The sequence below is a fragment of the Roseovarius sp. W115 genome (assembly GCF_032842945.2).
Classification (GTDB): domain Bacteria; phylum Pseudomonadota; class Alphaproteobacteria; order Rhodobacterales; family Rhodobacteraceae; genus Roseovarius; species Roseovarius rhodophyticola.
The window spans coordinates 2,959,058-2,984,329 of the sequence record NZ_CP146606.1 but is presented as its reverse complement, the minus strand read 5'-3'; the positions used below and the strand labels follow the sequence as shown (position 1 = coordinate 2,984,329).

At 58.4% G+C, this 25,272-nt stretch carries 28 protein-coding genes; 6 read left to right on the top strand and 22 right to left on the bottom strand.

Annotated features, from left to right (window positions below; genetic code table 11):
• Positions 1–10: 10 nt before the first annotated feature.
• On the bottom strand, positions 11–790 hold the full coding sequence (locus RZS32_RS15200; protein WP_317057799.1) for an SDR family oxidoreductase: 780 nt from the start codon (positions 788–790) through the stop codon (positions 11–13).
• A 146-nt stretch (positions 791–936) separates the two neighbouring features.
• Here RZS32_RS15200 and RZS32_RS15195 point away from each other — a divergent pair, with 146 nt between their 5' ends.
• Positions 937–1,950, top strand: a complete 1,014-nt coding sequence (locus tag RZS32_RS15195) for a Hint domain-containing protein (protein WP_339106699.1) — start codon at positions 937–939, stop codon at positions 1,948–1,950.
• Between the two features lie 8 nt (positions 1,951–1,958).
• On the opposite strand, the gene RZS32_RS15190 is transcribed toward RZS32_RS15195, so the two are convergent.
• A complete protein-coding gene (locus RZS32_RS15190) occupies positions 1,959–2,342 on the bottom strand; it encodes a nuclear transport factor 2 family protein (protein WP_317057798.1) in 384 nt (127 codons plus the stop codon).
• Between the two features lie 163 nt (positions 2,343–2,505).
• On the opposite strand from RZS32_RS15190, the gene RZS32_RS15185 reads away from it, so the two are divergent.
• From RZS32_RS15185 to RZS32_RS15165, 5 genes are all read left to right on the top strand, one after another.
• Positions 2,506–4,113 (top strand): peptide chain release factor 3, encoded by a 1,608-nt coding sequence (locus RZS32_RS15185; protein ID WP_317057797.1) that lies wholly within the window; start codon positions 2,506–2,508, stop codon positions 4,111–4,113.
• Positions 4,114–4,472: 359 nt separating this feature from the next.
• Positions 4,473–4,817 carry a hypothetical protein gene (locus RZS32_RS15180; protein WP_339106698.1) on the top strand — a complete coding sequence of 115 codons (345 nt, stop codon included), beginning with the start codon at positions 4,473–4,475 and terminating at the stop codon, positions 4,815–4,817.
• Positions 4,814–5,086 carry a hypothetical protein gene (locus RZS32_RS15175; protein ID WP_339106697.1) on the top strand — a complete coding sequence of 91 codons (273 nt, stop codon included), beginning with the start codon at positions 4,814–4,816 and terminating at the stop codon, positions 5,084–5,086. The genes RZS32_RS15180 and RZS32_RS15175 overlap by 4 nt, the downstream gene beginning before the upstream one ends.
• An 84-nt stretch (positions 5,087–5,170) precedes the next feature.
• Entirely contained in the window at positions 5,171–6,142 is a 972-nt protein-coding gene (locus tag RZS32_RS15170) for a glycosyltransferase family 2 protein (protein ID WP_317057795.1), read from the top strand.
• Between the two features lie 178 nt (positions 6,143–6,320).
• Entirely contained in the window at positions 6,321–7,727 is a 1,407-nt protein-coding gene (locus tag RZS32_RS15165; protein WP_317057794.1) for a DEAD/DEAH box helicase, read from the top strand.
• Positions 7,728–7,837: 110 nt separating this feature from the next.
• On the opposite strand, the gene RZS32_RS15160 is transcribed toward RZS32_RS15165, so the two are convergent.
• The 20 genes from RZS32_RS15160 to RZS32_RS15065 all read right to left on the bottom strand — a co-directional run bounded on the left by RZS32_RS15160 (position 7,838) and on the right by RZS32_RS15065 (position 25,269).
• Positions 7,838–8,677 (bottom strand): HalD/BesD family halogenase, encoded by an 840-nt coding sequence (locus RZS32_RS15160; protein ID WP_317057793.1) that lies wholly within the window; start codon positions 8,675–8,677, stop codon positions 7,838–7,840.
• An 88-nt stretch (positions 8,678–8,765) separates the two neighbouring features.
• A complete protein-coding gene (locus tag RZS32_RS15155; RefSeq protein WP_317057792.1) occupies positions 8,766–9,275 on the bottom strand; it encodes a hypothetical protein in 510 nt (169 codons plus the stop codon).
• A gap of 4 nt (positions 9,276–9,279) precedes the next feature.
• Positions 9,280–10,947, bottom strand: a complete 1,668-nt coding sequence (locus tag RZS32_RS15150; protein WP_317057791.1) for a ribonuclease J — start codon at positions 10,945–10,947, stop codon at positions 9,280–9,282.
• A gap of 6 nt (positions 10,948–10,953) precedes the next feature.
• Positions 10,954–11,724, bottom strand: a complete 771-nt coding sequence (locus RZS32_RS15145; protein WP_317057790.1) for a type III pantothenate kinase — start codon at positions 11,722–11,724, stop codon at positions 10,954–10,956.
• 11 nt (positions 11,725–11,735) lie between these two features.
• On the bottom strand, positions 11,736–12,488 hold the full coding sequence (locus RZS32_RS15140) for a biotin--[acetyl-CoA-carboxylase] ligase (RefSeq protein WP_317057789.1): 753 nt from the start codon (positions 12,486–12,488) through the stop codon (positions 11,736–11,738).
• 87 nt (positions 12,489–12,575) lie between these two features.
• Positions 12,576–14,009 (bottom strand): NADH-quinone oxidoreductase subunit NuoN, encoded by a 1,434-nt coding sequence (gene nuoN / locus RZS32_RS15135; protein WP_422395920.1) that lies wholly within the window; start codon positions 14,007–14,009, stop codon positions 12,576–12,578.
• A 4-nt stretch (positions 14,010–14,013) separates the two neighbouring features.
• Positions 14,014–15,564 carry an NADH-quinone oxidoreductase subunit M gene (locus RZS32_RS15130; protein ID WP_317057788.1) on the bottom strand — a complete coding sequence of 517 codons (1,551 nt, stop codon included), beginning with the start codon at positions 15,562–15,564 and terminating at the stop codon, positions 14,014–14,016.
• Positions 15,479–17,704: an NADH-quinone oxidoreductase subunit L gene (gene nuoL, locus RZS32_RS15125; protein ID WP_317057787.1), complete on the bottom strand. Its 2,226-nt coding sequence runs from the start codon at positions 17,702–17,704 to the stop codon at positions 15,479–15,481. Before nuoL ends, RZS32_RS15130 begins: the two co-directional genes overlap by 86 nt.
• Positions 17,705–17,708: 4 nt before the next feature.
• Positions 17,709–18,014: an NADH-quinone oxidoreductase subunit NuoK gene (gene nuoK, locus RZS32_RS15120; RefSeq protein WP_317057926.1), complete on the bottom strand. Its 306-nt coding sequence runs from the start codon at positions 18,012–18,014 to the stop codon at positions 17,709–17,711.
• Between the two features lie 34 nt (positions 18,015–18,048).
• On the bottom strand, positions 18,049–18,270 hold the full coding sequence (locus tag RZS32_RS15115) for a hypothetical protein (protein ID WP_317057786.1): 222 nt from the start codon (positions 18,268–18,270) through the stop codon (positions 18,049–18,051).
• A gap of 22 nt (positions 18,271–18,292) precedes the next feature.
• Positions 18,293–18,772, bottom strand: a complete 480-nt coding sequence (locus tag RZS32_RS15110; RefSeq protein WP_317057785.1) for a hypothetical protein — start codon at positions 18,770–18,772, stop codon at positions 18,293–18,295.
• Complete coding sequence (locus RZS32_RS15105; RefSeq protein WP_317057784.1) at positions 18,769–19,377, bottom strand: NADH-quinone oxidoreductase subunit J; 609 nt, start codon at positions 19,375–19,377, stop codon at positions 18,769–18,771. Before RZS32_RS15105 ends, RZS32_RS15110 begins: the two co-directional genes overlap by 4 nt.
• Positions 19,374–19,787, bottom strand: coding sequence for a carboxymuconolactone decarboxylase family protein (locus tag RZS32_RS15100; RefSeq protein WP_317057783.1), 414 nt, complete (start codon positions 19,785–19,787; stop codon positions 19,374–19,376). The genes RZS32_RS15105 and RZS32_RS15100 overlap by 4 nt, the downstream gene beginning before the upstream one ends.
• Positions 19,784–20,278 carry an NADH-quinone oxidoreductase subunit NuoI gene (gene nuoI, locus RZS32_RS15095; protein WP_317057782.1) on the bottom strand — a complete coding sequence of 165 codons (495 nt, stop codon included), beginning with the start codon at positions 20,276–20,278 and terminating at the stop codon, positions 19,784–19,786. Before nuoI ends, RZS32_RS15100 begins: the two co-directional genes overlap by 4 nt.
• A 3-nt stretch (positions 20,279–20,281) precedes the next feature.
• Positions 20,282–21,049: a hypothetical protein gene (locus tag RZS32_RS15090; protein ID WP_317057781.1), complete on the bottom strand. Its 768-nt coding sequence runs from the start codon at positions 21,047–21,049 to the stop codon at positions 20,282–20,284.
• Between the two features lie 4 nt (positions 21,050–21,053).
• Positions 21,054–22,091, bottom strand: a complete 1,038-nt coding sequence (nuoH, locus tag RZS32_RS15085) for an NADH-quinone oxidoreductase subunit NuoH (RefSeq protein WP_317057780.1) — start codon at positions 22,089–22,091, stop codon at positions 21,054–21,056.
• Between the two features lie 7 nt (positions 22,092–22,098).
• Entirely contained in the window at positions 22,099–22,455 is a 357-nt protein-coding gene (locus RZS32_RS15080; protein ID WP_422395581.1) for a hypothetical protein, read from the bottom strand.
• A 56-nt stretch (positions 22,456–22,511) separates the two neighbouring features.
• Complete coding sequence (gene nuoG, locus RZS32_RS15075) at positions 22,512–24,530, bottom strand: NADH-quinone oxidoreductase subunit NuoG (RefSeq protein WP_317057779.1); 2,019 nt, start codon at positions 24,528–24,530, stop codon at positions 22,512–22,514.
• Positions 24,527–24,871, bottom strand: coding sequence for a hypothetical protein (locus RZS32_RS15070; RefSeq protein ID WP_317057778.1), 345 nt, complete (start codon positions 24,869–24,871; stop codon positions 24,527–24,529). The genes nuoG and RZS32_RS15070 overlap by 4 nt, the downstream gene beginning before the upstream one ends.
• Positions 24,868–25,269, bottom strand: coding sequence for a DUF5333 domain-containing protein (locus RZS32_RS15065; protein ID WP_317057777.1), 402 nt, complete (start codon positions 25,267–25,269; stop codon positions 24,868–24,870). Before RZS32_RS15065 ends, RZS32_RS15070 begins: the two co-directional genes overlap by 4 nt.
• Between the last annotated feature and the right edge of the window lie 3 nt (positions 25,270–25,272).

Here is a 25,272-nt window from a genome sequence, read left to right as displayed (position 1 = left end):
GCGCCATGGTTTACATCGTCGTGTTGGTCGCACCCCCATCCAAAAGGATGTTCTGACCAATGATGAACCCGGCATGTTGGCTGCAGAGGAAGGCACAGGCGGCGCCAAATTCTTCGATTGTGCCATAGCGGCCAACAGGAATTGTCGCAGCACGCTGCGCGCGGGCTTCGTCCATAGAAATTCCTTGCGCCTTCACCACACCGCTATCAAGCGCATCAGCCCGTTCTGTCGCATGAATTCCAGGCTGTAAATTATTGATACATATTCCTTTTCCAGCGACCTGACGTGATGTACCCGCCACATAGCCCGTCAGCCCGGCACGTGCCGAATTGCTGAGGCCCAGAACCGGCACCGGGGCTTTCACACTCACCGATGTGATGTTGACCACCCGACCCCAGCCCTTGTCCATCATGCCCGGCAACAGCGCCTTCATGAAGGCAATTGGTGTGAGCATATTGGCGTCCAGAGCTTTGATGAAATCCTCGCGGTCCCAGTCTGACCACATGCCCGGTGGTGGACCACCTGCGTTTGTCACGAGAATATCAACATCCCTTGCCAGTTCCAAAACCGGCGCACGGGTGTCCTCAGATGTCACATCGGCCGCAACTGTTTCAACAGAAACGCCAAAATCTCCCCGAATATCCTCGGCTGCGGCCTCAAGCGCCTCTGCACCCCGCGCGTTCATCACCAAATCCACACCGGCGTCTGCCAGCGCGCGCGCACAGCCCAGACCAAGGCCCTTGGACGACGCACAGACCAGCGCGCGTTTACCTTTTATACCCAAATCCATGTCATATCCTCCCTCAATGCTTGCTGTTCATCTAAACCAACTGCGCGAAAGGATGCCAGCAAAACACCAACGCGTTGACCCGATACCGCCATAATCCTAAGTAATCTCATGAATAATACGTTCGCGCGAGTTATCAGGAACGCCCTATGACCTCTGCCTCCGACGGTCCAACATACTCTGTGCCGGTCTATCTGGCCGTTGATTTCAGTGTGACCAACGGGGCAAATCATGGCGATCCAATTTCCTTTGCAAGCGAACTTGACCTCGACGATGTCTATGATTTGCGCAAAGGCGCACAACAGCATCGTCTGGCCTTGTCGCCCGGCATAAATGGCCGATTTGCTGTGGCACCGGACACGCGTCTGGGAACTGCAGGCAATGAGGTCCATCTCGATTGTTGCCTGACAATGATGTCGAACACCGGCAAAACCACGGAACTTATTGTGCTGGTTGAAGTCGACAATACAGACCATGTCGCGCAGGTCTACGTGCTGCCTCTGGCACAAATTCACGCAAAAACGGGCTACGCATTGGTCGGTGTCAACCAGGAGTCCGCACGCCAGAAATTTGCCGAAGTGGCCTGTGTTTCCTTTTCCCGAGGCACACAGATCACCACGGCTTCGGGCGCGCAGGTGCCGATTGAGGATCTTCGCGTGGGTGACGAGGTTCTGACACGCGACGAAGGCGTGCAAAAAATTCGCTGGATCGGCCAATCCACCGTGCGCGCGGTGGGGGAATTTGCGCCCATCCGCATTCGTGCAGGCGCGCTCAACAACACAAATGACCTCGTTCTCAGCCCCGAACACCGGCTCTTCATCTATCAAAGATCTGATGCGCTTGGCGCCGGGCGCGCCGAGGTTCTGGTCCGCGCGCGACACCTGGTGAATGGTGACACCGTGGTGCAGGAAGACGGCGGCTTCATCGACTACTTTCAACTTCTCTTCGATGACCATCAGATCATCTACGCAGAGGGGATCGCCGCAGAGACCCTGCTGGTTGACCCACGCACACGCGCCGCCCTGCCTCAGGACGTGGACAACAGTCTTGCACCAGCGCTCGACACACATGGTGACAAGCCACACCAAGATTTCGAGGTAAGCGATAAGCTCTTGAAACACCGCGATGCAGCCAGCCTTCTCAAACGCGCCTCACGCAACTGAGTCAGCACTTAGCACTCGCCCATGGCGTAGAAAAACTCCTCTCGGGTGATCTTGCCGTCCTTGACAGTGTAAACCCCCACTTCTTCCATATCCATCACGGTGCCACTGGCTTTTTCCTTGACCTTCATTTTGAAGATCACAGCAAATCGGTCATCGCCATGCGGCATCGGATCACTAATGGTGCCCTCCAGCATTTCCATGCTGTTGTTCCACCACTCATGTTTGCCTTTTATGGCATCAAGTCCCTGAGCCTCGCGGTCCATACCGGTCTCTTCCATCGCAACCGCCTCAACCGAAACCGCATCTTGCGCATAAAGCTTGTCCAAATTTGCACCTTCCCGGTCTTCCCGGCAACCCGCGACCAATTCATTTGCAACGTCCATAAGTGACATGATGAAACTCCTTGATGTTCATATAATGTTCTGATCGTCTCATGATTTCGGTCCCGCGTCCACCGCCGAACGGTATCAGGCGGATGACTGCTGACCAAATCTGTCAGCTGTCCTGCGCAACCACTCTGTTGCACCACCCGGCGCACCCCTCTATACGGCGCGCATGTCTGAGACTGCATCAAATCGCCCTGACCTGCCGGCCGAGATTGCCCGGCGGCGCACCTTTGCCATCATCTCTCATCCGGATGCAGGCAAAACCACCCTAACGGAAAAATTTCTCCTCTATGGTGGTGCGATTCAGATGGCCGGACAGGTGCGCGCCAAAGGCGAAGCTCGGCGTACGCGGTCTGACTTCATGCAGATGGAGAAGGATCGCGGCATTTCCGTTTCGGCCTCGGCAATGTCCTTTGATTTCAACACTTTCCGCTTCAATCTTGTGGACACACCTGGCCACTCGGATTTTTCCGAAGACACCTACCGCACACTGACGGCTGTGGATGCCGCCGTCATGGTGATCGACGGGGCCAAAGGCGTGGAAAGCCAGACGCAGAAGCTTTTTGAAGTCTGCCGGTTGCGCGACCTGCCAATCCTGACCTTCTGCAACAAGATGGACCGCGAAAGCCGCGACACGTTCGAGATCATTGACGAAATTCAGGAGATGCTGGCCATCGACGTCACCCCGGCCTCCTGGCCCATCGGTGTGGGGCGCGATTTCATAGGTTGCTACGACATGTTGAATGACCGGTTGGAACTTATGGACCGCGCCGATCGCAACAAGGTCGCGGAATCCATCGCGATTGATGGGCTGGACGATCCCAAACTGGCCGAACATGTGCCCGAAAACCTCATTGAGAAACTGCGCGAAGACCTTGAAATGGCGCGCGAATTGCTCCCTGCGCTGAACCCGCAATCTGTGCTTGAGGGCCACATGACCCCCATCTGGTTCGGCTCGGCCATCAACTCCTTTGGCGTCAAGGAACTCATGGACGGTATCGGCAGCTATGGCCCGGAACCACAACCGCAATCGGCGGAACCGCGTCAGATTTCTCCAGAAGAAACAAAGGTTTCCGGCTTTGTCTTCAAAGTACAAGCCAATATGGACCCCAAGCATCGCGACCGCGTGGCCTTCGTGCGCATGGCCTCAGGCCATTTCAAACGCGGCATGAAACTCACCCATGTGCGCACGAAAAAACCTATGGCGGTTTCAAACCCCGTTCTCTTTCTCGCCGCCGACCGTGAGCTCGCCGAAGAGGCCTGGGCCGGCGACATCATCGGCATCCCGAACCACGGCCAGCTGCGCATCGGCGACACCCTGACCGAAGGCGAAGCCATCCGCGTCACTGGCATCCCCTCTTTCGCGCCCGAGCTTCTGCAGAACTGCCGCGCGGGTGATCCGATGAAGGCCAAGCACCTGGAAAAAGCCCTGATGCAGTTTGCCGAAGAAGGCGCGGCCAAAGTGTTCAAACCCACCTTGGGCTCGGGCTTTATCGTCGGCGTCGTCGGCCAACTGCAATTCGAGGTCCTGGGCAGCCGCATCGAGCTGGAATACGGCCTGCCCGTGCGCTTTGAGCAATCCCAATTTACCTCCGCCCGCTGGGTGCACGGGCCGCAAGACGCCGTCGACGCCTTTGCCGCCGCCAATAAACAGCACATCGCCGAGGACAATGACGGCGACACCGTCTACCTCACCCGCCTGCAATGGGACATTGACCGGGTGGAACGGGATTATCCGGATGTTACATTAAGCGCGACGAAAGAGATGATGGTGTGAGGGACCGACGGCTCTGCGCTTGAGGTATTGAATGGCAACTCTGCGAACTTTGCTGCTGTTGAACACCCTCGCGCGGAATCAAGGCGCGTAGCGCCGCCGCGCGATCGCCAGACCGCCCCATCGGGCTGGCGATTGGCTCACGTAAGCGCGCCGATCCAAGGACATGCAGACTTGGCTGACATAAAGTGTTCAGATTTTGTAGAGGGTCGCCATCCCGCGGTTTGGCCATCGCGCGCCTCTGCTGATTAATTTGCAACACGGGCTCTTAGCAGACAAAAATACCCATCCGCCCGATATGGGCCGCTCTGCTTCCAAAGCTCATGCGTTGACGTCCAGACAGAATCGGGCAAACTCCCGCCATGCCTCTCCAAAATCGCCTCCAACCCACCGGCGACATCCTTGCTATCCCAGATCGCGGCACGCTCATGGGCAATCGCGGCATCCTACATGACGATCACCAACACCTGACCGCGCGCCGTTGGCAGCATCCGCACTGGGTCACATGCGTCACGACGTACAAGGACTGGCACCGCAAAGTCATGCAGCCGCATAACTACACCGAGCTCTTTTTCTCGATGAACCCACAGCCCTGGCTGCTGGTCACCGCCCCTGCGGCCTTTGCCGTCATAAGGATTATACCCGGTTCAAAACACTCTTTAACGCCGCCAACGGCACGCACGCCCTTGACCAGATCGACCGCATGATGCAGCGCGACCGCATCACGCGCAGCCGCATTCAGGTGCGTTACAAAACCCAGGCGGCGGACTTGCCAGATGGCACATTCGTATTGCACGATGCCACGCCGCACCTTCTCTGGGGACCGCAAGCACTTTGCTACAGCCCCGCCGGATACACCAACGCTCTGCCCCGACCAACGGGAGCCATCACCGTCCTGACCCCGGCCTCCACCGTCGCCACTTTGCAACAAGGCTACCGGCCTGCTCCACACCAGACTGCGTATGACTTTTTCTGATCACGGCTTCTTTCTTGTCAAAAATACCCAAATCCCCGCCACCTGCCCCTTGCGCCAACACCAGACGTCTTTCACACTCCGCGCATGAGCAGGGATCCCACCTGGGGCGTGGTCGCCACCATCAAAGCCCCGGACACCGACATTCTGAATTTCGCCGCCTGGCATCTGGAACAGGGCGCGCACCGCGTGCAAATCTATCTGGATGAGGACGCACCAAATGCCCGTACCGCCCTCAAGGCGCATCCAAAATGCCGGGTGATCCTCACCGATGCGCAATATTGGAAACGCCGCCGCCGTCACAAAGGCCGCCCCGAAAAGCATCAAACCCGCCAGAGCCTGAACGCAACGCATTGTTATAAACGCAATCCTCAAGTCGACTGGCTTTTGCATACCGACGTGGATGAGTTTCTGTGGCCTGTGGCTTCATTGACGGACCAGCTGGCCGCATTACCCGACGCCGCGATAAGCGCGCGCGTCCGACCCATTGAAGTCATGGCACCCGATCCGAATGATCCACCAGACCCAGACACCTTCTGGTGCAAAGCCTGCGCGCGTTTGCTGGCACATCGCCGCACAGAGTCCGAAGCCATCTATCCCACCTATGGGTCGCATCTGAACGGCGGCTTTATCAGCCATGTCGCCGGCAAGGTTTTTGTCCGCACCGGGCAAGAAGACGTGTCCTTGCGGATTCACAACGCCTTTCACGCCGGTGAAATGGATCGCGAACCGGTCGAATTGAGCCAGACCAAACTTGTGCATATGCATGCCCCGGATTGGGACCATTGGTACAGGCATTACCGCTACCGGCTTCAACACGGCTCTTACCGCGCAGATCTCAGGCCTGCCCCCCAACCTGATGGCGTGAGCCTCAAAAAACATGCTCTATTTGCCACGCTTGAAGCCGAGGGCGGTGAAGAGGCCTTGCACAGGCTCTTCCAAGAGATCTGCACCGCCACGCCGGAGCTGCGCGAGCGGCTGAAAGCGCATGGTCTTTTGCACAAAGTCACGCTCGATCTGAACGCTTGCCGTGCGCGTCATTTCCCGGATTTTGGGTGATCTCGCAAACTGTTGCGGAAATGCGAACATTTTGCGCTGTTAGGTCAGTATTGTTCACATATTCACCCTGTCCATTGACCCCCCTACGCCCTTAGGATATGGCCCTAACACGCATCAGGCCAAGCCTGATCAAGAGGATACGGCGGGCCAGGTGAGCGTCCGCAATTAGTGGACGTACATGACAAAATTTTCTGATCTGAATCTGAATCCCAAAGTGCTCAAGGCCATTGACGAGGCCGGATACGAAACCCCTACCCCCATTCAGGCTGGTGCCATTCCCCCCGCGCTCGAAGGGCGCGATGTGTTGGGGATCGCCCAGACCGGCACGGGCAAGACGGCCAGCTTCACGCTGCCCATGCTGTCGCTTCTGGCACGCGGCCGTGCACGCGCCCGCATGCCGCGTAGCCTGGTGCTCTGCCCCACGCGGGAACTGGCGGCACAGGTAGCCGAAAACTTCGACACCTATTCCAAGCACCTGAAACTGACCAAGGCGCTCCTCATCGGCGGCGTTAGTTTTGGGGAACAGGACAAGCTGATCGATAAGGGTGTGGACGTTCTGATAGCCACGCCAGGCCGCCTGCTCGATCACTTTGAACGCGGCAAACTGCTTTTGACCGGCGTGCAGGTCATGGTCGTGGATGAGGCCGACCGGATGCTCGATATGGGCTTCATCCCCGATATCGAACGCATCTTCAGCCTCACGCCCTTTACCCGCCAGACATTTTTCTTCTCCGCCACCATGGCGCCCGAGATCGAGCGGATCACAAACACCTTCCTGCAGGCTCCGGCCCGTGTCGAAGTCGCACGGCAAGCCACCGCCTCTGAGACGATTGAACAGGGGGTTGCCATCTTCAAACCCTCGCGCCGCGAGCGCGCCGACAGCGAAAAACGCAAATTGCTGCGAGCATTGATTGATGCCGAGGGCGAGGCCTGCACCAACGCGATCATCTTCTGCAACCGCAAGACGGATGTGGATATCGTTGCAAAATCGCTCAAGAAATACGGCTATGACGCGGCTCCCATCCATGGCGACCTTGACCAGAGCCAGCGCACCCGCACGCTCGATGGTTTCCGCAATGGTGAACTGCGGTTCCTCGTGGCCTCCGATGTCGCCGCCCGTGGTCTGGATGTGCCCGCAGTAAGCCATGTCTTTAACTTCGACGTGCCCGGCCATCCCGAAGACTACGTGCACCGCATTGGCCGCACAGGCCGTGCCGGACGCGACGGCAAGGCGATCACGCTCTGCAATCCCCGCGACACCAAGGCACTGGCCGCTGTTGAGGCGCTCATTCAGAAAGACATCCCGCGCCTTGAGAACCCTCTGAAATCCGACAAACCGGAAGACGAGGCTGTGCAGGAAGACGCGCCCAAAAAGCGCCGCTCCCGCAGCCGCAAGTCCGAGGACGCGCCCAAGGCAGAGCCTGAGACTGAAGCCGTCGAGGCCACTGAGGCGGAAGAGCCGCAAAAACCTGCCCGCAAACCCCGCGACAAGGGGGGCCGCGGCAAAGACAACAAGGTCGTTGGCATGGGCGATGACATGCCCAGCTTCATCGCCAAAAGCTTCGAAGAGCGCATGGCCTCGTAGGGTGGGCAGTTTGCCCACCACCCAGGAAAGCCAAGTCTTAACAACCTCTTAAACCGTTTCGCGCGCGAAACCTTTCAGCACCGTAGAGTGGGGCTTCACCCCACCTCCCCTCAATCAATAAACGCATCCGCCCTGAGGCCTGCGCGCTCCAGATGAATTGGCAACACCCGGCCATAAAGTTGTTTCGTGCGTTCCGGCGAGCCGACCATGTCCGGTTCCTCTACATAAGAAAAGATTGCCACATAGCGCCGCGTCGACCCTTTCAAAGGCGCCACGCGGTGCAACGAATACCGCCCCCGGAAAAGCTGCAGATCTCCCGGTTGCAATTCCAGCACTGTCACCTTATCCGACGCGCCCGCAAGCACCCGGCTGACCTCTTCGAAATTCTCCCCTTCCCGGCGGATCATCGGCGCATATTCAAACGCCCCGCCCTCTTCGGCGTTCTGAATAGCCAGCGTCACGGTGAAATTATTGGTGTCAAAATGCCAGGGAAAGCCGTTGCCCTCTTCGGCCATATTCACAATCACATCGGCCAGGGGATCGGCATAGCGGTAAAACTTCTCCTCCTGCAGGCAGTCCTGAACGAACCCGTCAAAGCCCGGCGCATCATGGATTGTGCGCAGCGCGCCGGAGCGGGCGAAATTATCCGCCGGAATGAACGTGTTGGATCGTTCAAAGAACTGCCTGCGCGGATCATCCTCGGGAAGGTCAGGATCATCTTGCGTAAAGTAAGGGTTCGTGCGGTTGAAACTGCGATGGCCCTCTGCGGCCACGCCGTCGGCCTCCGCCGCCAATGCCGCAATCGCTTTGCGCGTCAGGAAGTTCCGGATCACCGCACAGCCATCCCGCGCCAGGTCCGCCCGCACCTGCGCCACAATAGCGTCGCGCTCTGGTCCGTCGCGATGGATCGGATAGCGGTCAAGATCAATCAGATCGGATGCATGAAACACCAAGGCAGGTCCTCCCTGCTCTCAGCTTTGGTCAGCGCGCACGTCCCGTCTTGGCAAAAACCGGCATGCCGGTGTCGGAAATGTTGGTCTAACCTGCCCAGTCCGGCGTAATGTCGATCTCAAACGCCGCCTCGCGCCGCCAGTCCATCGCCTTGAGATCCCCGATCGTGGGCACTTCCCTATCCGAGTCGCCAATCCGCCGCATGACAATGCCTTCCCCAAGAACATAGGGCTTCACCCAATACTCCAGCACCTGTCGCGGCACCGAATTCATGGTTGGTCCCGCCGCGCAACACCGCACATTCGGCGGGTCGCCGTAGTGCAACCTGCGCGACAAGATATCATGTCGCAAAAGACCGATTGGCCCTTGCAGTGCGGCTGCGTGAAAACTCTCTTGAAATCCCATGGGGCGGGAAAACGCGACATCAAAAGGCGTTTGGCAGGCCTGACATTCGATCCGGGCCAGCACACCCTCATTGGCGTAGATATTCGCCATATGGTCTGGCTTGAATGGATCAAACCGCGGCACCGCCGCTTCGTCAAACCAGAGGGGCTTGTCTTTGATACGGCTCAGGATATCCGTGTATTCGGTATGCATGCTCTCAGCTTAGTCGACTGATAATCACCGTCACTTCCGGTTTCTTGCCAATCTCGCCCATGGCCGAGTTCCGAACAACCTTGCGCAACCCGTCCTCCAGCACGTCATCATCGCTCAGCGTTGCGGATTTCGCCCGCCCCATGAACTGGCTGAGATCTTCTTCCAGCACATCGATCAGAGGCGCGCGGCTACTTCCGGTTTCCGCCAGCCCTCTGACCTCACACCACGGCTCCCCCAGTGGCTCATCCTCTTCGTCCAGGATCACATTGACCGTCACATGCCCATTCAGCGCCATGCGAATCCGGTCGCGCACAATGCCGTCCAGCGCGCCGATCTTGACCGATCCATCCAGATAGGTGCGCCCAGTTTCCACATATCCCACCACTTCGGCGCGATTGCCGCTGAGGTCGATCATCGTCCCATTGGGGGCCAAAACCCCACCGATGCGGTTTTCCCCCGCCAGTTTCACATGTTCACGCAAATGCCGGTGCTCCCCATGCATCGGCACCACGACCTGCGGCTGCAAAATCTTGTGCAACCGGCTCAGATCAGGGCGGTTGGCATGGCCGGAGACATGGTAGTTTCCGCTGCTGTCATCAATGACATCGACCCCCATCTCGCTGAACTGGTTCATGATGCGGATAACGCCGCGCTCATTGCCGGGGATCGTCTTGGAGGAAAAGAGGAACGTATCGCCATCCCGCAACTCAATCCCGTTGTATTTGCCATTGGCCAGTTGCGCACTGGCCGCGCGGCGCTCCCCCTGGCTTCCGGTCACAATGAGCATCAGGTTCTCGTGTGGGATCTCGCGCGCATCCTCCGGGCTCACTGTTCTTGGGAAATCCCCCAAGACGCCCGTTTCAATTGAGGCTTCAATCATTCGCCGCATCGCCCGACCCATCAGGCAAATCGACCGCCCCGCGCGCTGACCGGCCTCTGCCAGCGTCTTCACGCGCGCCACGTTGCTGGCAAATGTCGTCGCCACAAACGCGCCCTTGCACCCATCAATCAACGCCTCGATATCCGGGCCAAGCATGCTCTCGGAGCGGCCCTCATGATGCGTGAACACATTGGTGGAATCACACATCAAAGCCCGGACACCCGGTTCGGCCAAAGACCGCCAGAGGTCTTCGTCAAACGGCTCTCCGACCACCGGATCGGTATCCATCTTGAAGTCGCCTGAATGCACCAGCCGTCCTGCAGGTGTATCAATGACCAGACCAGAGCTTTCCGGGATCGAATGGGATATGGGTACAAACCCAACCCTGAAAGGCCCGGCATCCGTTACCTCGGGCCAGGCAGACACGGTGCGCACAGCCTCCTCCGGGTGTCCGTGATCCTCCATCTTGCGTCGGGCAATATTGGCCGTGAAGGCGCGCGCGTATATCGGCACGCCAAGCTGCTCATAGTAATGCGCCACAGCGCCTACGTGATCCTCATGCGCATGGGTGACAAACACTGCTTCCAGCTGTGAAGATCGCTCTGCAAGCCATTGAATATCAGGAAAAATCAGATCTACGCCAGGGCTGCCATCCATATCCGGAAAGGTCACACCCAAATCGACCAGGATCAGCCGTTCCTGATCCGGTTTGCCGTAGCCATAGACATAGGCATTCATCCCAATCTCGCCCGCCCCGCCCAGGGGCAGATAGATCAAACGTTCACTGCTCATTCCGCGTTAATCTTTCTTGTTATAGGCATGGATGACGGTCAGCCCATGCATCGTCAGATCTTCTTCGTAGACATCAAAAAGATCGGCACTTTGCTGAAGCAAAGGCGCCAGCCCGCCTGTCGCTAGCACTTTCATTTCGCGATCGCGCTCGGCACGGATGCGGTCACAAATCTCGCGCACAAGGCCGATATAGCCCCAATAGACACCTGACTGCATACAGTCGACCGTGTTGGTGCCAATAACCTTTTGCGGCTTGCCGATATCCACATGCGGCAAGGCAGCGGCGGCCATATGCAGCGCCTCCAGCGACAGGTTCACACCAGGCGCGATGACCCCGCCAATGTAGTTGCCGTCCTTGGATACCACGTCAAATGTCGTGGCCGTGCCAAAGTCCACCACGATCAAATTGCCGCCATGCCGGTCATAAGCACCCGCCGCATTGACCAGCCGGTCTGGCCCCACAATCGTGCCCTCATCCACACGTGGAGGATGCGGCAATTCACATTCCGGTTTGCCCACAACAAGCGGCCGGCAACCAAAAAACCGATCCGTAAAGACACGGAGGTTAAACACCACGCGGGGCACGGTGGAGGAAATGATCACTTCAGTGATGTCCGGCTCGATCTCGTAATGCTTCAACAGCGTCGAAAACCAGGTGAAATAGGCATCCGCCGTACGCGAATGGTGCGTTGACGTGCGCATCGTGCATACGAACTGACTGCCATCCCAGATCGAGAAGACCGTATTGGTGTTGCCGCAATCAATGGCCAGAAGCATATCTGAACCTTTCAGAAAAACACATCGGCCGCCGGGATGGCGTGCCGCTTTTTGCCGCTCAATAGAACAAGATTGCCGTGCTCGTCCACTGTCTCGAATACTCCGGTCACCGTCTCGCGGCTGGTGCGTGCGGTGATCACCTCGCCCAGTTTCGCCGCGCGGTCGAGCCAAGCGGCGCGAACAGGCGCAAAGCCAAAGCTCTGAAATTGCGCCTCAATGCGTGCATAAGCGCCCGCCAACAACTCCAAAAAGTCTTCCGGGGTGATGGCTACACCGCTCTCCGACAAGAGCGAGACAGGCCGCAACGCATCTGCCTCAACCTCTGCCATCTCTGGTGCCTCAGCCAGGTTCACACCAATGCCAATCACCAAATGTGTCACAGCCCCGCCGCTGCCCATACTTTCAAGAAGAATTCCGGCCAGCTTACCACCATTCAAAAGCACATCATTGGGCCATTTGAGCGTCAGGCCATCGCCTCGACCTGTCACGGCCACCACGGCATCATAAAGCGCCAGTGAGGCCACAAAAGACCTGAGCGCCACTTGCCCTGGCGCGCCTTCGGGGCGCATCACCAAAGTGGCGGCAAAGTTCCCTTCCGGGTTTTGCCACACCCGTCCCCGCCGCCCCCGCGCCGCTGTCTGACGCAAAGCCAAAATCCATTCCGGCCCAGCCAGCGTTGGCGCAATCCGCGCAGCCTCGGCATTGGTGCTGTCCACCTCCGCCAGCACACGCCGCCCATATCCCTCTGGCCACCCGTCTTTCATCGTTCGAAAAATACTCCCGCCGGAGGCGTCCTAAAAACAAAGCGACGCGCCAGAGGCGCGTCACCCTTTTCTTCATTCAAAGACAGATCAGTTGACAAGCGTCGCTGCCGCCGCCTGCGCCATGCCCTCGACACCGAACATGTTGACGATGCCCACCAGCATGATCGTGGCCGACGCCATGAGGAACCCCCAGAGCACGGGCGATTTGCCGGTTTCAATCGGCTCACCCTCTTCGCCGAAATACATGAAGTAGACGATGCGCAGATAATAGAACGCGCCGATCACCGAAGCGATCACACCGGCCACCGCCAGCCAGGCCAAACCACCCTCATAGGCCGCGCGCAGCACGTAGAGCTTGCCGAAAAAGCCCAGAAGCGGCGGCACACCGGCCAGGCTAAAGAGCAGGATCAGCATCGCCATGGCACGGCCCGGCTGAGCGCGGGAATACATATTGAGACTGTTGATATCTGTGACGGGGCGTCCGTCGCGTTCCATCGACAGGATGAACGCAAAAGTGCCTACATTCATCGTGACATAGATCGCCATGTAGATCAGCATCGCCTGCACGCCAAAGACCGTACCAGCCGCCAGTCCCATGAGCGCATACCCCATATGCGCAATGGACGAATAAGCCATCAGCCGCTTGATGTCGCGCTGGCCGATGGCGGCGACTGCCCCGAGAAACATCGACAGAAGCGACAGGAGTGCGATCACCTGCTGCCAGTCTTTGACCACCTCGCCAAAGGCGTCATGCACGACGCGTGCAAAGAGGGCCATGGCGGCGACTTTCGGCGCAGTGGCGAAGAAGGCGGTGACCGGTGTCGGCGCACCTTCATAGACATCCGGCGTCCACATGTGGAACGGCACAGCCGAGACCTTGAACGCCATGCCGGAGATGACAAACACCAGACCAATGAGCAGGCCCAGAGGTGCCCGGCCATCCGCCGCTTCGATGATGCCAGAGAAGAGCGTGGTGCCCGCATAGCCATAGACAAGCGACGCGCCGTAGAGCAACAGGCCCGAACTCAGCGCGCCCAGAACGAAGTACTTCAAACCAGCCTCGGTTGATTTCACACTGTCCCGCCGCAGAGAAGCCACCACGTAAAGCGCCAGCGACTGAAGCTCCAGCCCCATGTAAAGCGCCATGAGGTCGCCCGCGCTGACCATCATCATCATGCCCACCGCCGACAAGGCAATGAGCAGCGGGTACTCAAACCGCAGGATATCGCGCCGCGCCATGTACTCCTGCCCCATGACCAGCACCGCCGAGGCCGAAAGCAGGATCGTCACCTTGGCAAACCGCGCAAAGCCATCATCGTTGAACATGCCGCCAAAAGCGGTGCGTGTGCCCTCGCCACTGACCCCGATCCAGAGCGCCACGGCGGTCATCAACCCCGCCGTCACCCAAACCAGCAGGCTCGCCATCCGATCCTGACTTGTGTAGGCCCCAACGAGAAGCGCCGCGATGGCATAAACCGAGAGGATAATCTCGGGCAGAATGACTATGAGATCTGCCTGCATGATCTTACTCCGTCGCAGCGGCCAGCGTGGTCGCGGCATCCGCCTCGGCCAGGGCCAGTTCGTAGTTGGAAATCAGCGCCTCAACCGAAGGCCCGATGATATCGGTCACAAGGCTTGGATAGACGCCCAAAAGTATCGTCATCACCACAAGTGGCGCAAAAATTGCCCGCTCGCGTTTGCTCATATCGGTGATGGACTTCAGGCTTTCCTTGATCAGATCGCCCATCACCACCCGGCGATAGAGCCAGAGCGCATAGGCCGCCGAAAGGATCACACCCGATGTGGCCACCAGAGCCACCCAGGTGTTGACCTGGAAAATCCCCACAAGTGTCAGGAACTCGCCAATGAACCCCGATGTGCCCGGCAGGCCCACATTGGCCATGGTAAAGAGCATGAAGATAAGCGCATAGGCGGGCATCCGGTTCACCAGCCCACCATAGGCGTCAATCTCGCGCGTGTGCATTCGGTCATAGATCACGCCCACACACAGAAAGAGTGCACCTGAGATAAAGCCGTGGCTCAGCATCTGGAAGATCGCGCCGTCAATGCCCTGTTGGTTCGCCGCAAAGATACCCATGGTGACATAGCCCATATGGGCGACCGAACTGTAAGCGATGAGCTTCTTCATATCCTCCTGCGCCAGCGCCACCAGCGAGGTGTAGACAATGGCAATCGCAGACATCCACAGCACCAGTGGCGTCATCACCTCGGACCCAATCGGGAACATCGGCAAGCTGAAGCGCAGGAAGCCATAGCCGCCCATCTTCAAAAGGATCGCGGCCAGCACGACTGAGCCTGCCGTGGGGGCTTGCACATGCGCGTCCGGCAGCCAGGTGTGCACCGGCCACATCGGCATTTTCACCGCAAAGCTGGCAAAGAAGGCCAGGAACATGAGCGTCTGCATACCGCCCACAATCTGTACGCCCAGAAGCGAGAAAGTCTCTGACCCAAACTGATGGCTCATCAGCGTTGGAATATCCGTCGTCCCCGCCTCCGAGAACATCGCAACCATGGCCACCAGCATGAGAACCGAGCCAAGGAAGGTGTAAAGGAAGAACTTGAAGGACGCATAAATGCGTTCCTTGCCGCCCCAGATCCCGATGATCAGGAACATCGGAATGAGCCCTGCCTCGAAGAACAGGTAGAACAGCACCAGATCGAGCGCCATGAACACACCCAGCATGAGCGTTTCCAGGATCAGGAAGGCGATCATGTATTCCTTGACCCGGTGTGTGACATTCCAGGACGCCGCGATTGTGATTGGCATCATGAATGTGGTCAGCATCACAAAAAGAATGCTGATCCCGTCCACACCCATCTTGTATTGCAGCCCCAATAGCCATTGGCGCTCTTCGACAAACTGAAAGTTGGTGTCATTGGGGTCAAAACCCACAAGCACAAAGATCGACACCAGGAAGGTCAGCGATGTCGCAATCAGCGCCACCCATTTGGCATTGCGCTGCGCCGTTTCATCTTCGCCGCGCAGGAACACACCGAGGATCAGCGCGGCAATCGCGGGAATGAACGTGATGATGGAAAGAAGATTGGATTCCATTATTCCGCCCCCCGCTGAGGCTCATCCAGGTGACGAGCACCGCAATGCCGATCACCATGGCGAAGGCATAGGTAAAGATGTAGCCAGACTGCGCGCGGCCCGCGAGGCGGGTAAAGAACGGGATGATGCCCATCGCCACGCCGTTGATAGAGCCATCAATGATATTGCCATCCCCGCGCTTCCACAGAAGATGTCCCAGCGCCTTGGCCGGGCGCACAAAGAGGAAGTCATAAATCTCGTCAAAGTACCATTTGTTCAGCAGGAACAGGTACAGCGGACGCTGGTTCTCGGCCAACCTCACCGGAATGGTCGGATTGACAATGTAGAACCAGAATGCCGTCAGGAAGCCGATGACCATGGCCACAAACGGGCTGGCCTTGACCCATTTCGGCACCTTGTGGGCGTCGTTGATGACGGTGTTTTCGGGGCTGGTGTAGATCGCGCCCTCGCCCGGCTTGCCGGTGAAGACATAGTGGTGCTCTTCTCCCTTGCCTTTCTCACCATGGCCATCCACGGCTTTATCTTCACCGTGGCTGTCATCGCCATGCGCGGCGTCTTCGCCGTGACCGTCCTCTTTGGCGTGATCGTCACCATGGTGCTGTTCTTCTGCGTAAGGCACACCAAAGAACTTTGCGACCTGATCGGTATGCCCAAAGAAGCTGTTGTACCATACCATCCCGGCCAGCACCGACCCAATAGCCAGAACCCCCAGCGGGGCCAGCATGACCATTGGGCTTTCATGCGCATGCTCATGGGTGTGCTTGTCGCCCCGTGGCTCGCCCCAGAACGTCAGGAACATCAAACGCCAGCTGTAGAAGCTCGTGAACAGCGCCGCGATCACAAGCGCCCAGAAGGCGAAACCACCCGCCGTGCCTGCATAGGCGCTCTCGATGATGGCGTCTTTGCTGAGGAACCCGGCAAACCCAATCGTGGTCAGCGGAATCCCCACGCCGGTGATGGCCAGCGTCCCGATAAGCATCGCCCAGAATGTATAGGGCAGCTTCTTGCGAAGCCCGCCGTAGTTCCGCATATCTTGCTCATGGTGCATCCCGTGGATGACCGAGCCTGCGCCCAAAAAGAGCATCGCTTTGAAGAAGGCGTGCGTCAGCAGATGGAACATCGCCACTGAGTAGGCCCCCACGCCTGCGGCCACGAACATGTAGCCAAGCTGCGAACAAGTCGAATACGCGATGACCCGCTTAATGTCGTTCTGCACCAGCCCCACGGTTGCCGCAAAGAAGGCCGTCATCGCGCCCAGCACAGTGACAAAGGCCAAGGCGCTTGGAGCAAATTCCATGATTGGCGACATCCGACAAACGAGGAACACACCCGCTGTCACCATGGTTGCCGCGTGGATCAGGGCCGACACAGGTGTGGGACCTTCCATCGCGTCGGGCAACCACGTGTGCAGGATAAGCTGCGCCGATTTGCCCATCGCGCCCACGAAGAGCAGGAACGCAATCAGGTTGGCCGCATTCCATTCCGTCCAGAGGAACGTCAGCTGTGTCTCGGCCAGCTCTGGTGCGGCGGCGAAGACATCGTCAAACTTGATCGAGTCGACAAGGAAGAAGAGCGCGAAAATGCCCAACGCAAAACCAAAGTCACCCACGCGGTTGACCACAAACGCCTTGATCGCGGCGGCATTGGCGCTTGGTTTGCGGAAGTAGAAACCAATGAGCAGGTAAGACGCGAGGCCCACGCCCTCCCAGCCAAAGAACATCTGTAGCAGGTTGTCGGCGGTCACCAGCATCAGCATGGCAAAGGTGAAAAGGCTCAGATAGGCAAAGAACCTTGGACGATAGCTCTCATCATCCGAGAAATTCTCGTCATGCGCCATGTAGCCCATGGAATAAAGGTGCACGAGCGCTGAGACCGTGGTGATCACGATCAGCATGATCGCTGTCAGCCGGTCCAGCCTAATAGCCCAAGCCGTGTCCAGCGTGCCCGAGCGCACCCAATCAAGGATGTGAATGCTCTGCGTCGTGCCGTCGAAATTCAGGAAGACGATCCAGCTCAGGATGGCAGACAGAAAAAGCAACCCCGTGGCCACCCATTGCGCGCTCACATCGCCAATAACGCGCCAGCCGAAGCCTGCGATAATCGCACCCACCAGCGGAGCAAAGAGGATGATTTGTTCCATGCTCTTACCCCTTCATCACGTTGACATCTTCGACCGCGATCGTGCCACTGTTGCGGAAGAAGCAGACGAGAATAGCCAAACCAATGGCGGCCTCGGCGGCGGCGACAGTCAGCACAAAGAGCGTGAACACCTGCCCCACCAGATCCCCAAGGAAGCTTGAGAAGGCGACGAGGTTGATATTGACTGAAAGCAGCATCAATTCGATCGACATCAACAGGATGATCACGTTCTTTCTATTCAGAAAGAGCCCGAAAATCCCGATGACGAACAGCGCCGCTGCCACCGTCAGGTAATGTTCCAGTCCAATCATGTCGTCCCTCGGTCCCGTTCTTTTCGCGTCGTTTTTAGTCGGCGCAGGCGACCCCGCCTGTCCCATATCTCTCACAGCCCGGATCGACAACCAGCGCCGGGGCAAAACCCGTCTTGGCCAGTCCAGCAAAATCCAATCCCTTGATCGGCAAGCCGAGCACCACAGCCGGGGCAAGCGCAAAGAGCACAACGCCGCAGACCACGACGCGCTGGCGTCTGGCCTTTTTCTGGCGGTATGTGTCGTATGCGTCGTCCATTCCGTCCTCTTGTCCGCTCGCCTCAGCCGTCTAGCTGAAACGCCTTTCGATCACCGCGCGCGTCGGCATAGAGCGCCGCACAGGCGCAGGGTTCTGCGCTCAGCGCCTCAATGGTCACATTGCGCGCCTCGTCTTCCAAATCCACTGCCATACGCTCCAGCGTCGCAAAGACCCTCGCGCCGCTTTGATGGCGCTCCACGATCTTCAATGCCGCCTCAGTGCGGTCAAAAGGTGGCTCATCACTCAGGTTCTCTGCCGCTGTCAGGAACCTCAAGGCCCGGCCCTCGGCGCAATCAACGATCACATAAGTTGACGCGGTCGCCTCCTGGCTCCACCAGTCGCGCCACATGACACGGCCCTCGCCCAGATCGCGGTGCATATCCTCGCCACCATGGCTGATATGCGTGGTGCGCGCGCAGTCCGTGAGGCTCACCGCAGCGCAGGCGCCTGCCCCCGTCATGACCAGCCCCAGGGCCAGTGCATATGTGCTCTTGGCGATCAAAGCCCCTGCCCCGGTTTCACGTCCTTGAGTTCCATCGCCTTGGCAGGATCCCGGTACATCTGCGCCAGAACATCCTGGCGTTTGACGTCCGAGCGGTGCCGTAGTGTCAGCGCAATTGCCCCGACCATGGCAACCAGCAGGATCAGGCCCGAAAGCTGGAACAGCAGGAAATACTTGTCATAGAGGATCATCCCCAGCGCACGCGTGTTTTCCATATCCGACGGCGTCACCGCCCCGCGTGCACTCTCCGCCCCATCGGCTATTTGCCAATTGCCAAAGGCGACGCCGAACTGCATCAAGAGGATCACCCCGATTAGCAACGCCAGGGGCATGTATTTCGCCATTTCCGCCTTCAGCTCTGCAAAATCCACATCAAGCATCATGACCACGAAGAGGAACAAAACCGCCACAGCGCCCACATAAACGATAATCAACAGCATCGCGACGAACTCGGCCCCCAACAGCACGAAAAGCCCCGCCGCACTAATGAACGACAGGATTAGCCAGAGCACCGAATGCACCGGATTGCGGCTGATCACCGTGAACAGCCCGCCGACCAGCGCTGATATGGCAAAGAGGTAAAAGGAAAATACCGCGACACTCATGTCTCTTCATCCTTGTCTTCGTGCTCATCGAGAACCTGACGGGCAAACTCCATCGCCCGGTTCATCGACGGAATACCGGCAAACATCGACATCATCGCGATGGTCTCGGCAATTTCATCCTTGGTGGCCCCCGCTTCCAAAGCGTGGCGCACGGTCATGCGCATCTGCGTGTCGCTCTGCGCGCCCAGCATGGTCAGCCCCGCCAGCGTGATCAGAAGCCGTGTGCGCGCATCCAGCCCTTCCTTGGAAATTCCCTTGCCAAACATCATCTCCATGAATTCCTTGGGCATGGTGGGCCAAAGCGCCTCTATGTCCTTGGGTGAAAACGATTCCAGCGCAGGGTTGAAGGCCTTCGCCATTTCCTGCGCCTGCGCCATCATGGCGGCAAAGGGGTTCACTGGGTCAGTCATCTGTAGGGCGCATCCATTTCAAGATTACGGGCAATCTCCGCTTCCCAGCGCTCGCCGTTATCCAAAAGCTTATCCTTGTCATAGAAAAGCTCTTCGCGCGTCTCGGTGGCGTACTCGAAATTCGGCCCTTCAACGATGGCATCCACCGGACAGGCCTCCTGACAGAAACCGCAATAGATGCATTTGGTCATGTCGATGTCATAGCGCGTGGTGCGGCGGCTTCCGTCATCGCGCGGCTCGGCGTCGATGGTGATGGCCTGCGCCGGGCAAATCGCCTCGCAGAGCTTGCAGGCGATGCAGCGTTCTTCGCCATTGGGATAGCGGCGCAGCGCATGCTCACCGCGAAACCGTGGGCTGAGCGGGCCTTTCTCATGCGGGTAGTTCAGCGTCGCCTTGGGTGCAAAGAAATACTTCAGCCCCAGCTTGAAGCCGACGAAGAAGTCCTTAAGCAGGAAGTATCCCGCAGCGCGTCCATAATCGATCTGAGTCATGCGTTACGCCCTCATCTCTTCAAACCGGGTCTCCCCGGCATTCTCGTGGCCTTGCCACTTGGTCTCGTAGTCGCTTTGCAGCGCATATTTCGGCAGATGGGACGCGGCGGTCTTTTCCACCTCATAGTACAGATACGTACGTCCCGGTCCGATCCGGTTGGCCAGCTTGAGCCGCACGCCGGTGTTGGCAGGGTCTTCGAATTCAACCTGCCCAAACTCTGACGTGGGTTCAATCGGCACCGCCCGGCAATCAATGACATTACAGTTGCAGGCGCGTTTCCAGAAGGTCCAGACAAGCTCGGGGTTGAACTGATACATGCCATGCCCGTACCAGCCATTGAGTCCATTGGCCGAGACAAACCGCCCACCCACTTTCAGCATTCTGAGTACCGATTCCAACGCGTTGGGTACGTTGAACACATGCTCAATCGTGCCCCCATCAAAGATGAACTCAAACTGATCTTCCAACTCCTCAGACGGCAGCGTGTTGAGATCATGAATGACCTGCGCCCCCTCATAGCCTGAGAAATCCATTGTCTCAACCGCGCCAAAGCCAAGCTTTTCAAGCAGTGTCTCGGAGTAGCCATCCTCTTGCAGATAGTCGAACCGTTTGTCGTCCCGCCCATGCGTCTGCAAGGACTGTTCATAGAACTGGCGAAACTGCGTCTGAATGCGAAAGCCCTGACGGCCCAGCATCAGGCTCCGGCCCTTGGGCTGGAACCGGGTCGAAAGCTCGACCAGTCGGTCAAAAAGGACGCAGTCGATCCCCAAGAGATCAGCCTCCCATCGCGTAGCGGGCCCAGAAGGCCCCAAAGACTTCGAATTTCGCCAGGAAGGCGATGATCACCACCCAGGCCAGTGAGAGTGGCAAGAATACTTTCCAGCCGATGCGCATCAACTGGTCATAGCGGTAGCGCGGCGTGATCGCCTTGACCATTGCGAAGATGAAGAAGAAGAACGCCATTTTGGCGATCATCCACCCTACCCCGTCCGGGATGCCCGGAATGGGCGACAGCCAGCCGCCGAAGAACATGAGCGAGGTCAGCGCACACATCAGGAAGATGGCAATATATTCGCCCGCCATGAACAAAAGGAACGGCGTGGAGGAATACTCGACCTGATAACCCGCGACCAGCTCTGACTCCGCCTCCGGCAAGTCGAACGGCGGGCGGTTGGTTTCGGCCAATGCCGAGATGAAGAACAGGAACACCATCGGCAGATGTGGCAGCCAGTACCACCCAAAGAACCCATAGGCGGTGTCTTGCGCGGCAACGATATTGCCAAAGTTCATAGACCCGGTGGAGATGATCACCCCCACGATGATGAGGCCAATGGACACCTCGTAGGAAATCATCTGCGCCGCAGAGCGCAGCGAGCCGAGGAACGGATATTTCGAGTTCGACGCCCAGCCGCCCATGATCACGCCGTAGACCTCCAGCGAGGACACCGCGAAGACAAACAGGATGGCGACATTAATATCGCTCAGAACCCAGCCCTCATTGAGCGGAATCACCGCCCAGGCCAGCACCGCCAAAACAAAGCTGGCCATGGGGGCCAGCATGAACACGGTCTTGTCAGCGCCTGCTGGAACGACCACCTCTTTGACCACGTATTTGAGTGCGTCCGCCACGGTCTGCAAAAGCCCGTAAGCGCCCACCACATTGGGCCCGCGTCGCATCTGTACTGCGGCCCAGATCTTGCGGTCGCCGTAGACGAGGAACAAAAGCGAGACCATCACAAAGCCCACAACGGCAAGGCATTGCGCCACGATGATCACCAATGTTCCCAGCGGTGTTGTCAGAAATTCAGCCATCAGCCCCTCAAACCCTCGGTATCCCGTTTTCCGCGCAATTGGCGGCGACGACTTCCGCGTCGATTTTCTTTATGCCATCGGGCAAGGATGGCGAGATGGTGTAAACCGCATCTGCGGTCCAGACGCCACCCGCTTCATCCACATTTGTACGCAGGTGACGCGCGAATCCATAGCCCCGGATGAGCGTGTATTCCGCCGCCGCACATTCCGCGTAGCGCGCGACATCCTCAGAGGATTGCGCGCCGCGCATGGCCACGTTGAAATTCACCAGATCCCCATCCAGAAGCCGCGTCTCGATGCCAAGATACTCGGCTGTGCTGCCGGTCGCCGCTGAGGTCACAGCTCCATCGCCACCGTCGGACACGGTACAGGCCGTCAGGCACAAAAGCGCGACAGGCGCGATATGTGACGCAATCGGGATCACTCTGCCGCCACCGGCTCGGACTGGCGCGCTTTGGCGTTGGCGCTGAGTTCGGCCATCAGTTGGCTTGCACGGGCAACCGGGTTGGTCAGATAGAAATCACCCACTACCGATTGCAAAACGCCCTTGCCTAGCTTGCCCGCGGGCACTGCGGTCCACGCGTTTTCCGGAACATCGTCCACCTGCGCCAGATGCGGCACCTCGGCCACGAGCGCCTGACGCAGCTGCGCAAGGCTGTCATAAGACAAGGCCGATCCCATCTCTCCCGAAAGCGCGCGCAGAATGGCCCAGTTTTCCTTGGCCTCACCCGGCGGATGCCCCGCCCGAAGCGCCAGTTGCGGACGCCCTTCGGTGTTCACAAACAGCCCTTGCTCTTCTGTATATGCCGCGCCCGGCAGGATGATGTCGGCGCGATGCGCGCCACGGTCGCCATGGCTGCCTTGATAAATCACAAAAGGCCCTGATGCGATCTCGATCTCGTCGGCACCAAGGTTGTAGACCACATCGGCGCCTTCGAGCGCGGCTGTAATACCGCCTTCGGTCACGCAGCCCGCATCCATCGCGCCCACACGACCCGCCGCCGTATGCAGGACAAGCATCTTGCCGCCTGATTTCTCACAAATGGCCTGAACCGTCGCCAGAACCGCCGCGCCATCTTCGCCGGTCAGGGCGCCTTGTCCAACAATCGCAATGCAGTTCTTGTCGTGCAGCTCGGTCATATCGAGCTCTGCCACATGGGCCAACGCAGCACGGTCAATTCCCATATGCTCATAGTCATAGGTCAGATCGACCGCTTCGCCGACCATCACCACATCCGCCCCCTGGCTCCAGGCCTTGCGAATGCGCGCGTTCAGCACAGGAGCTTCCAGACGCGGATTGGTACCGATCAGAAGAATCTTGTCAGCTACGTCGACATCCTCAATCGCGGCCGTGCCCACATAGGCCGAACGATTGCCTGCAGGCAGCTTTGCACCATCAGTCCGGCATTCGACAGAGCCGCCCTGCCCCTCGACCAATTGCTTGAGCGCGAACGCCGCCTCGACCGGGGCCAGATCGCCAACAAGGCCCGCAACCTTTTTGTCCTTCATCGCCGCGGCGGCAGCTCCTAGTGCTTCCGCCCAGCTTGCCGGGCGCAATTTGCCGTTCTCACGAATGTAAGGCTTGTCCAGACGTTGACGGCGCAGGCCATCCCAGACAAAGCGTGTCTTGTCCGAAATCCATTCCTCGTTCACGCCATCATGGTTGCGCGGCAGGATGCGCATCACTTCGCGTCCCTTGGTGTCGACGCGAATGTTCGACCCCAACGCATCCATCACGTCGATGGTTTCCGTCTTGGTCAACTCCCAGGGCCGCGCGGTAAAGGCATAAGGCTTGCTCACCAGCGCCCCCACCGGGCAAAGATCAATGATGTTGCCCTGTAGATTGCTGTCCAACGTCTCGCCCAGATAGGACGTGATCTCGGCATCCTCGCCCCGGCCTGTCTGGCCCATTTGCGTGATGCCCGCGACCTCAGTTGTAAAGCGCACACAGCGCGTGCAGGAAATGCAGCGGGTCATATGAGTTTCGACAAGTGGCCCAAGATCCAAATCCTCAACCGCCCGCTTAGCTTCACGGAAGCGGCTGAAGTCCACACCATAGGCCATGGCCTGATCCTGCAGGTCACATTCGCCCCCCTGATCGCAGATCGGGCAATCGAGCGGATGGTTGATCAGCAGGAATTCCATCACCCCTTCGCGGGCCTTCTTGACCATCGGCGAGTTGGTCTTGACGACCGGAGGCTGTCCCTCGGGTCCGGGCCGCAGGTCGCGCACCTGCATGGCACAAGACGCCGCCGGTTTCGGCGGCCCGCCGACGACCTCAACAAGACACATCCGGCAGTTGCCCGCAATCGACAACCGTTCATGGTAGCAAAAGCGCGGGATCTCGATACCCGCCACTTCACAGGCCTGGATCAGGGTCATCGCCCCATCCACTTCCACTTCCTGGTCATCAATGATGATTTTGCGAAGATCGCTCATATGCAGTTTCCTGTGATTTCCCAGGCACCGGGCATCGCCCAGCCGCCTTTTTGGATTGTCAGGTTGGGATCAGCCCGCAGACCAAAAGCCTGGGCGCAATGGGTTTGTGCCGGCCCAAGTGCTGCGCGAACCGCGCCTTGCCGACTGACAGTACGGGGATGAACAAAGGCACCAAAGCCCTTGCGGCCCTCTTCATGGATCAGGGTCACACAAGCTTCGGTGCCTTCAATGGTTGTGGACTTGCCGTAACAGGCCGCGTCTTGATCGGGCGCTGCACCACATGCCGCAAGCGGCCCCGTTGCCAGGGCTGCAAAACAGGATATGCGCGCCCCGATCGTCACTTTGCCCTCAACAACTGGCCGATTTGCGTGCCTTGCGACATCTCGGCCTGACCCAGAACACACAGACTCTGGGCATCAAGATTGCTGGCACCTTTGGATTTGAAATAGGCATTGCGCCGTTCGCGCATTTTCGCCTTTTCCGCCTTGTCGTTGATATAGGCGTCGATATCAGCGTCGCTGTAGCCACGATCCGCCGCCAAATCCTTGGTTTGATTGATGTAAGACCGCGCCTTGAACAGCCGTGCGCCGATGCCATCACAGGCGCGACGAATTTTATCCGCAGCCGCAACCACCAAGAGCCTTTGATTGATGTCCTGTTCGTCCGCTAGTCCTGCCTGTGCAGACCCTGCTGAAACCGCAATGACCGCACTCAGAACAATGCTCGATACCCACTTCATTGG

Excerpts from the sequence above, each read along its gene's own strand:
- RZS32_RS15180 (WP_339106698.1), top strand. The coding sequence starts at position 4,473 with ATGCCTCTCCAAAATCGCCTCCAACCCACCGGCGACATCCTTGCTATC.
- RZS32_RS15165 (WP_317057794.1), top strand. The coding sequence starts at position 6,321 with ATGACAAAATTTTCTGATCTGAATCTGAATCCCAAAGTGCTCAAGGCC.
- RZS32_RS15185 (WP_317057797.1), top strand. The coding sequence starts at position 2,506 with ATGTCTGAGACTGCATCAAATCGCCCTGACCTGCCGGCCGAGATTGCC.
- nuoL (WP_317057787.1), bottom strand. The coding sequence starts at position 17,704 with ATGGAACAAATCATCCTCTTTGCTCCGCTGGTGGGTGCGATTATCGCA.
- RZS32_RS15195 (WP_339106699.1), top strand. The coding sequence starts at position 937 with ATGACCTCTGCCTCCGACGGTCCAACATACTCTGTGCCGGTCTATCTG.
- RZS32_RS15100 (WP_317057783.1), bottom strand. The coding sequence starts at position 19,787 with ATGACTGACCCAGTGAACCCCTTTGCCGCCATGATGGCGCAGGCGCAG.
- RZS32_RS15175 (WP_339106697.1), top strand. The coding sequence starts at position 4,814 with ATGATGCAGCGCGACCGCATCACGCGCAGCCGCATTCAGGTGCGTTAC.
- RZS32_RS15170 (WP_317057795.1), top strand. The coding sequence starts at position 5,171 with ATGAGCAGGGATCCCACCTGGGGCGTGGTCGCCACCATCAAAGCCCCG.
- RZS32_RS15190 (WP_317057798.1), bottom strand. The coding sequence starts at position 2,342 with ATGTCACTTATGGACGTTGCAAATGAATTGGTCGCGGGTTGCCGGGAA.
- nuoI (WP_317057782.1), bottom strand. The coding sequence starts at position 20,278 with ATGACTCAGATCGATTATGGACGCGCTGCGGGATACTTCCTGCTTAAG.
- nuoN (WP_422395920.1), bottom strand. The coding sequence starts at position 14,009 with ATGCAGGCAGATCTCATAGTCATTCTGCCCGAGATTATCCTCTCGGTT.
- RZS32_RS15105 (WP_317057784.1), bottom strand. The coding sequence starts at position 19,377 with ATGAGTGTCGCGGTATTTTCCTTTTACCTCTTTGCCATATCAGCGCTG.
- nuoH (WP_317057780.1), bottom strand. The coding sequence starts at position 22,091 with ATGGCTGAATTTCTGACAACACCGCTGGGAACATTGGTGATCATCGTG.
- nuoG (WP_317057779.1), bottom strand. The coding sequence starts at position 24,530 with ATGAGCGATCTTCGCAAAATCATCATTGATGACCAGGAAGTGGAAGTG.
- RZS32_RS15200 (WP_317057799.1), bottom strand. The coding sequence starts at position 790 with ATGGATTTGGGTATAAAAGGTAAACGCGCGCTGGTCTGTGCGTCGTCC.
- RZS32_RS15065 (WP_317057777.1), bottom strand. The coding sequence starts at position 25,269 with ATGAAGTGGGTATCGAGCATTGTTCTGAGTGCGGTCATTGCGGTTTCA.
- RZS32_RS15155 (WP_317057792.1), bottom strand. The coding sequence starts at position 9,275 with ATGCATACCGAATACACGGATATCCTGAGCCGTATCAAAGACAAGCCC.
- RZS32_RS15150 (WP_317057791.1), bottom strand. The coding sequence starts at position 10,947 with ATGAGCAGTGAACGTTTGATCTATCTGCCCCTGGGCGGGGCGGGCGAG.
- nuoK (WP_317057926.1), bottom strand. The coding sequence starts at position 18,014 with ATGATTGGACTGGAACATTACCTGACGGTGGCAGCGGCGCTGTTCGTC.
- RZS32_RS15130 (WP_317057788.1), bottom strand. The coding sequence starts at position 15,564 with ATGGAATCCAATCTTCTTTCCATCATCACGTTCATTCCCGCGATTGCC.
- RZS32_RS15140 (WP_317057789.1), bottom strand. The coding sequence starts at position 12,488 with ATGAAAGACGGGTGGCCAGAGGGATATGGGCGGCGTGTGCTGGCGGAG.
- RZS32_RS15115 (WP_317057786.1), bottom strand. The coding sequence starts at position 18,270 with ATGGACGACGCATACGACACATACCGCCAGAAAAAGGCCAGACGCCAG.
- RZS32_RS15145 (WP_317057790.1), bottom strand. The coding sequence starts at position 11,724 with ATGCTTCTGGCCATTGATTGCGGCAACACCAATACGGTCTTCTCGATC.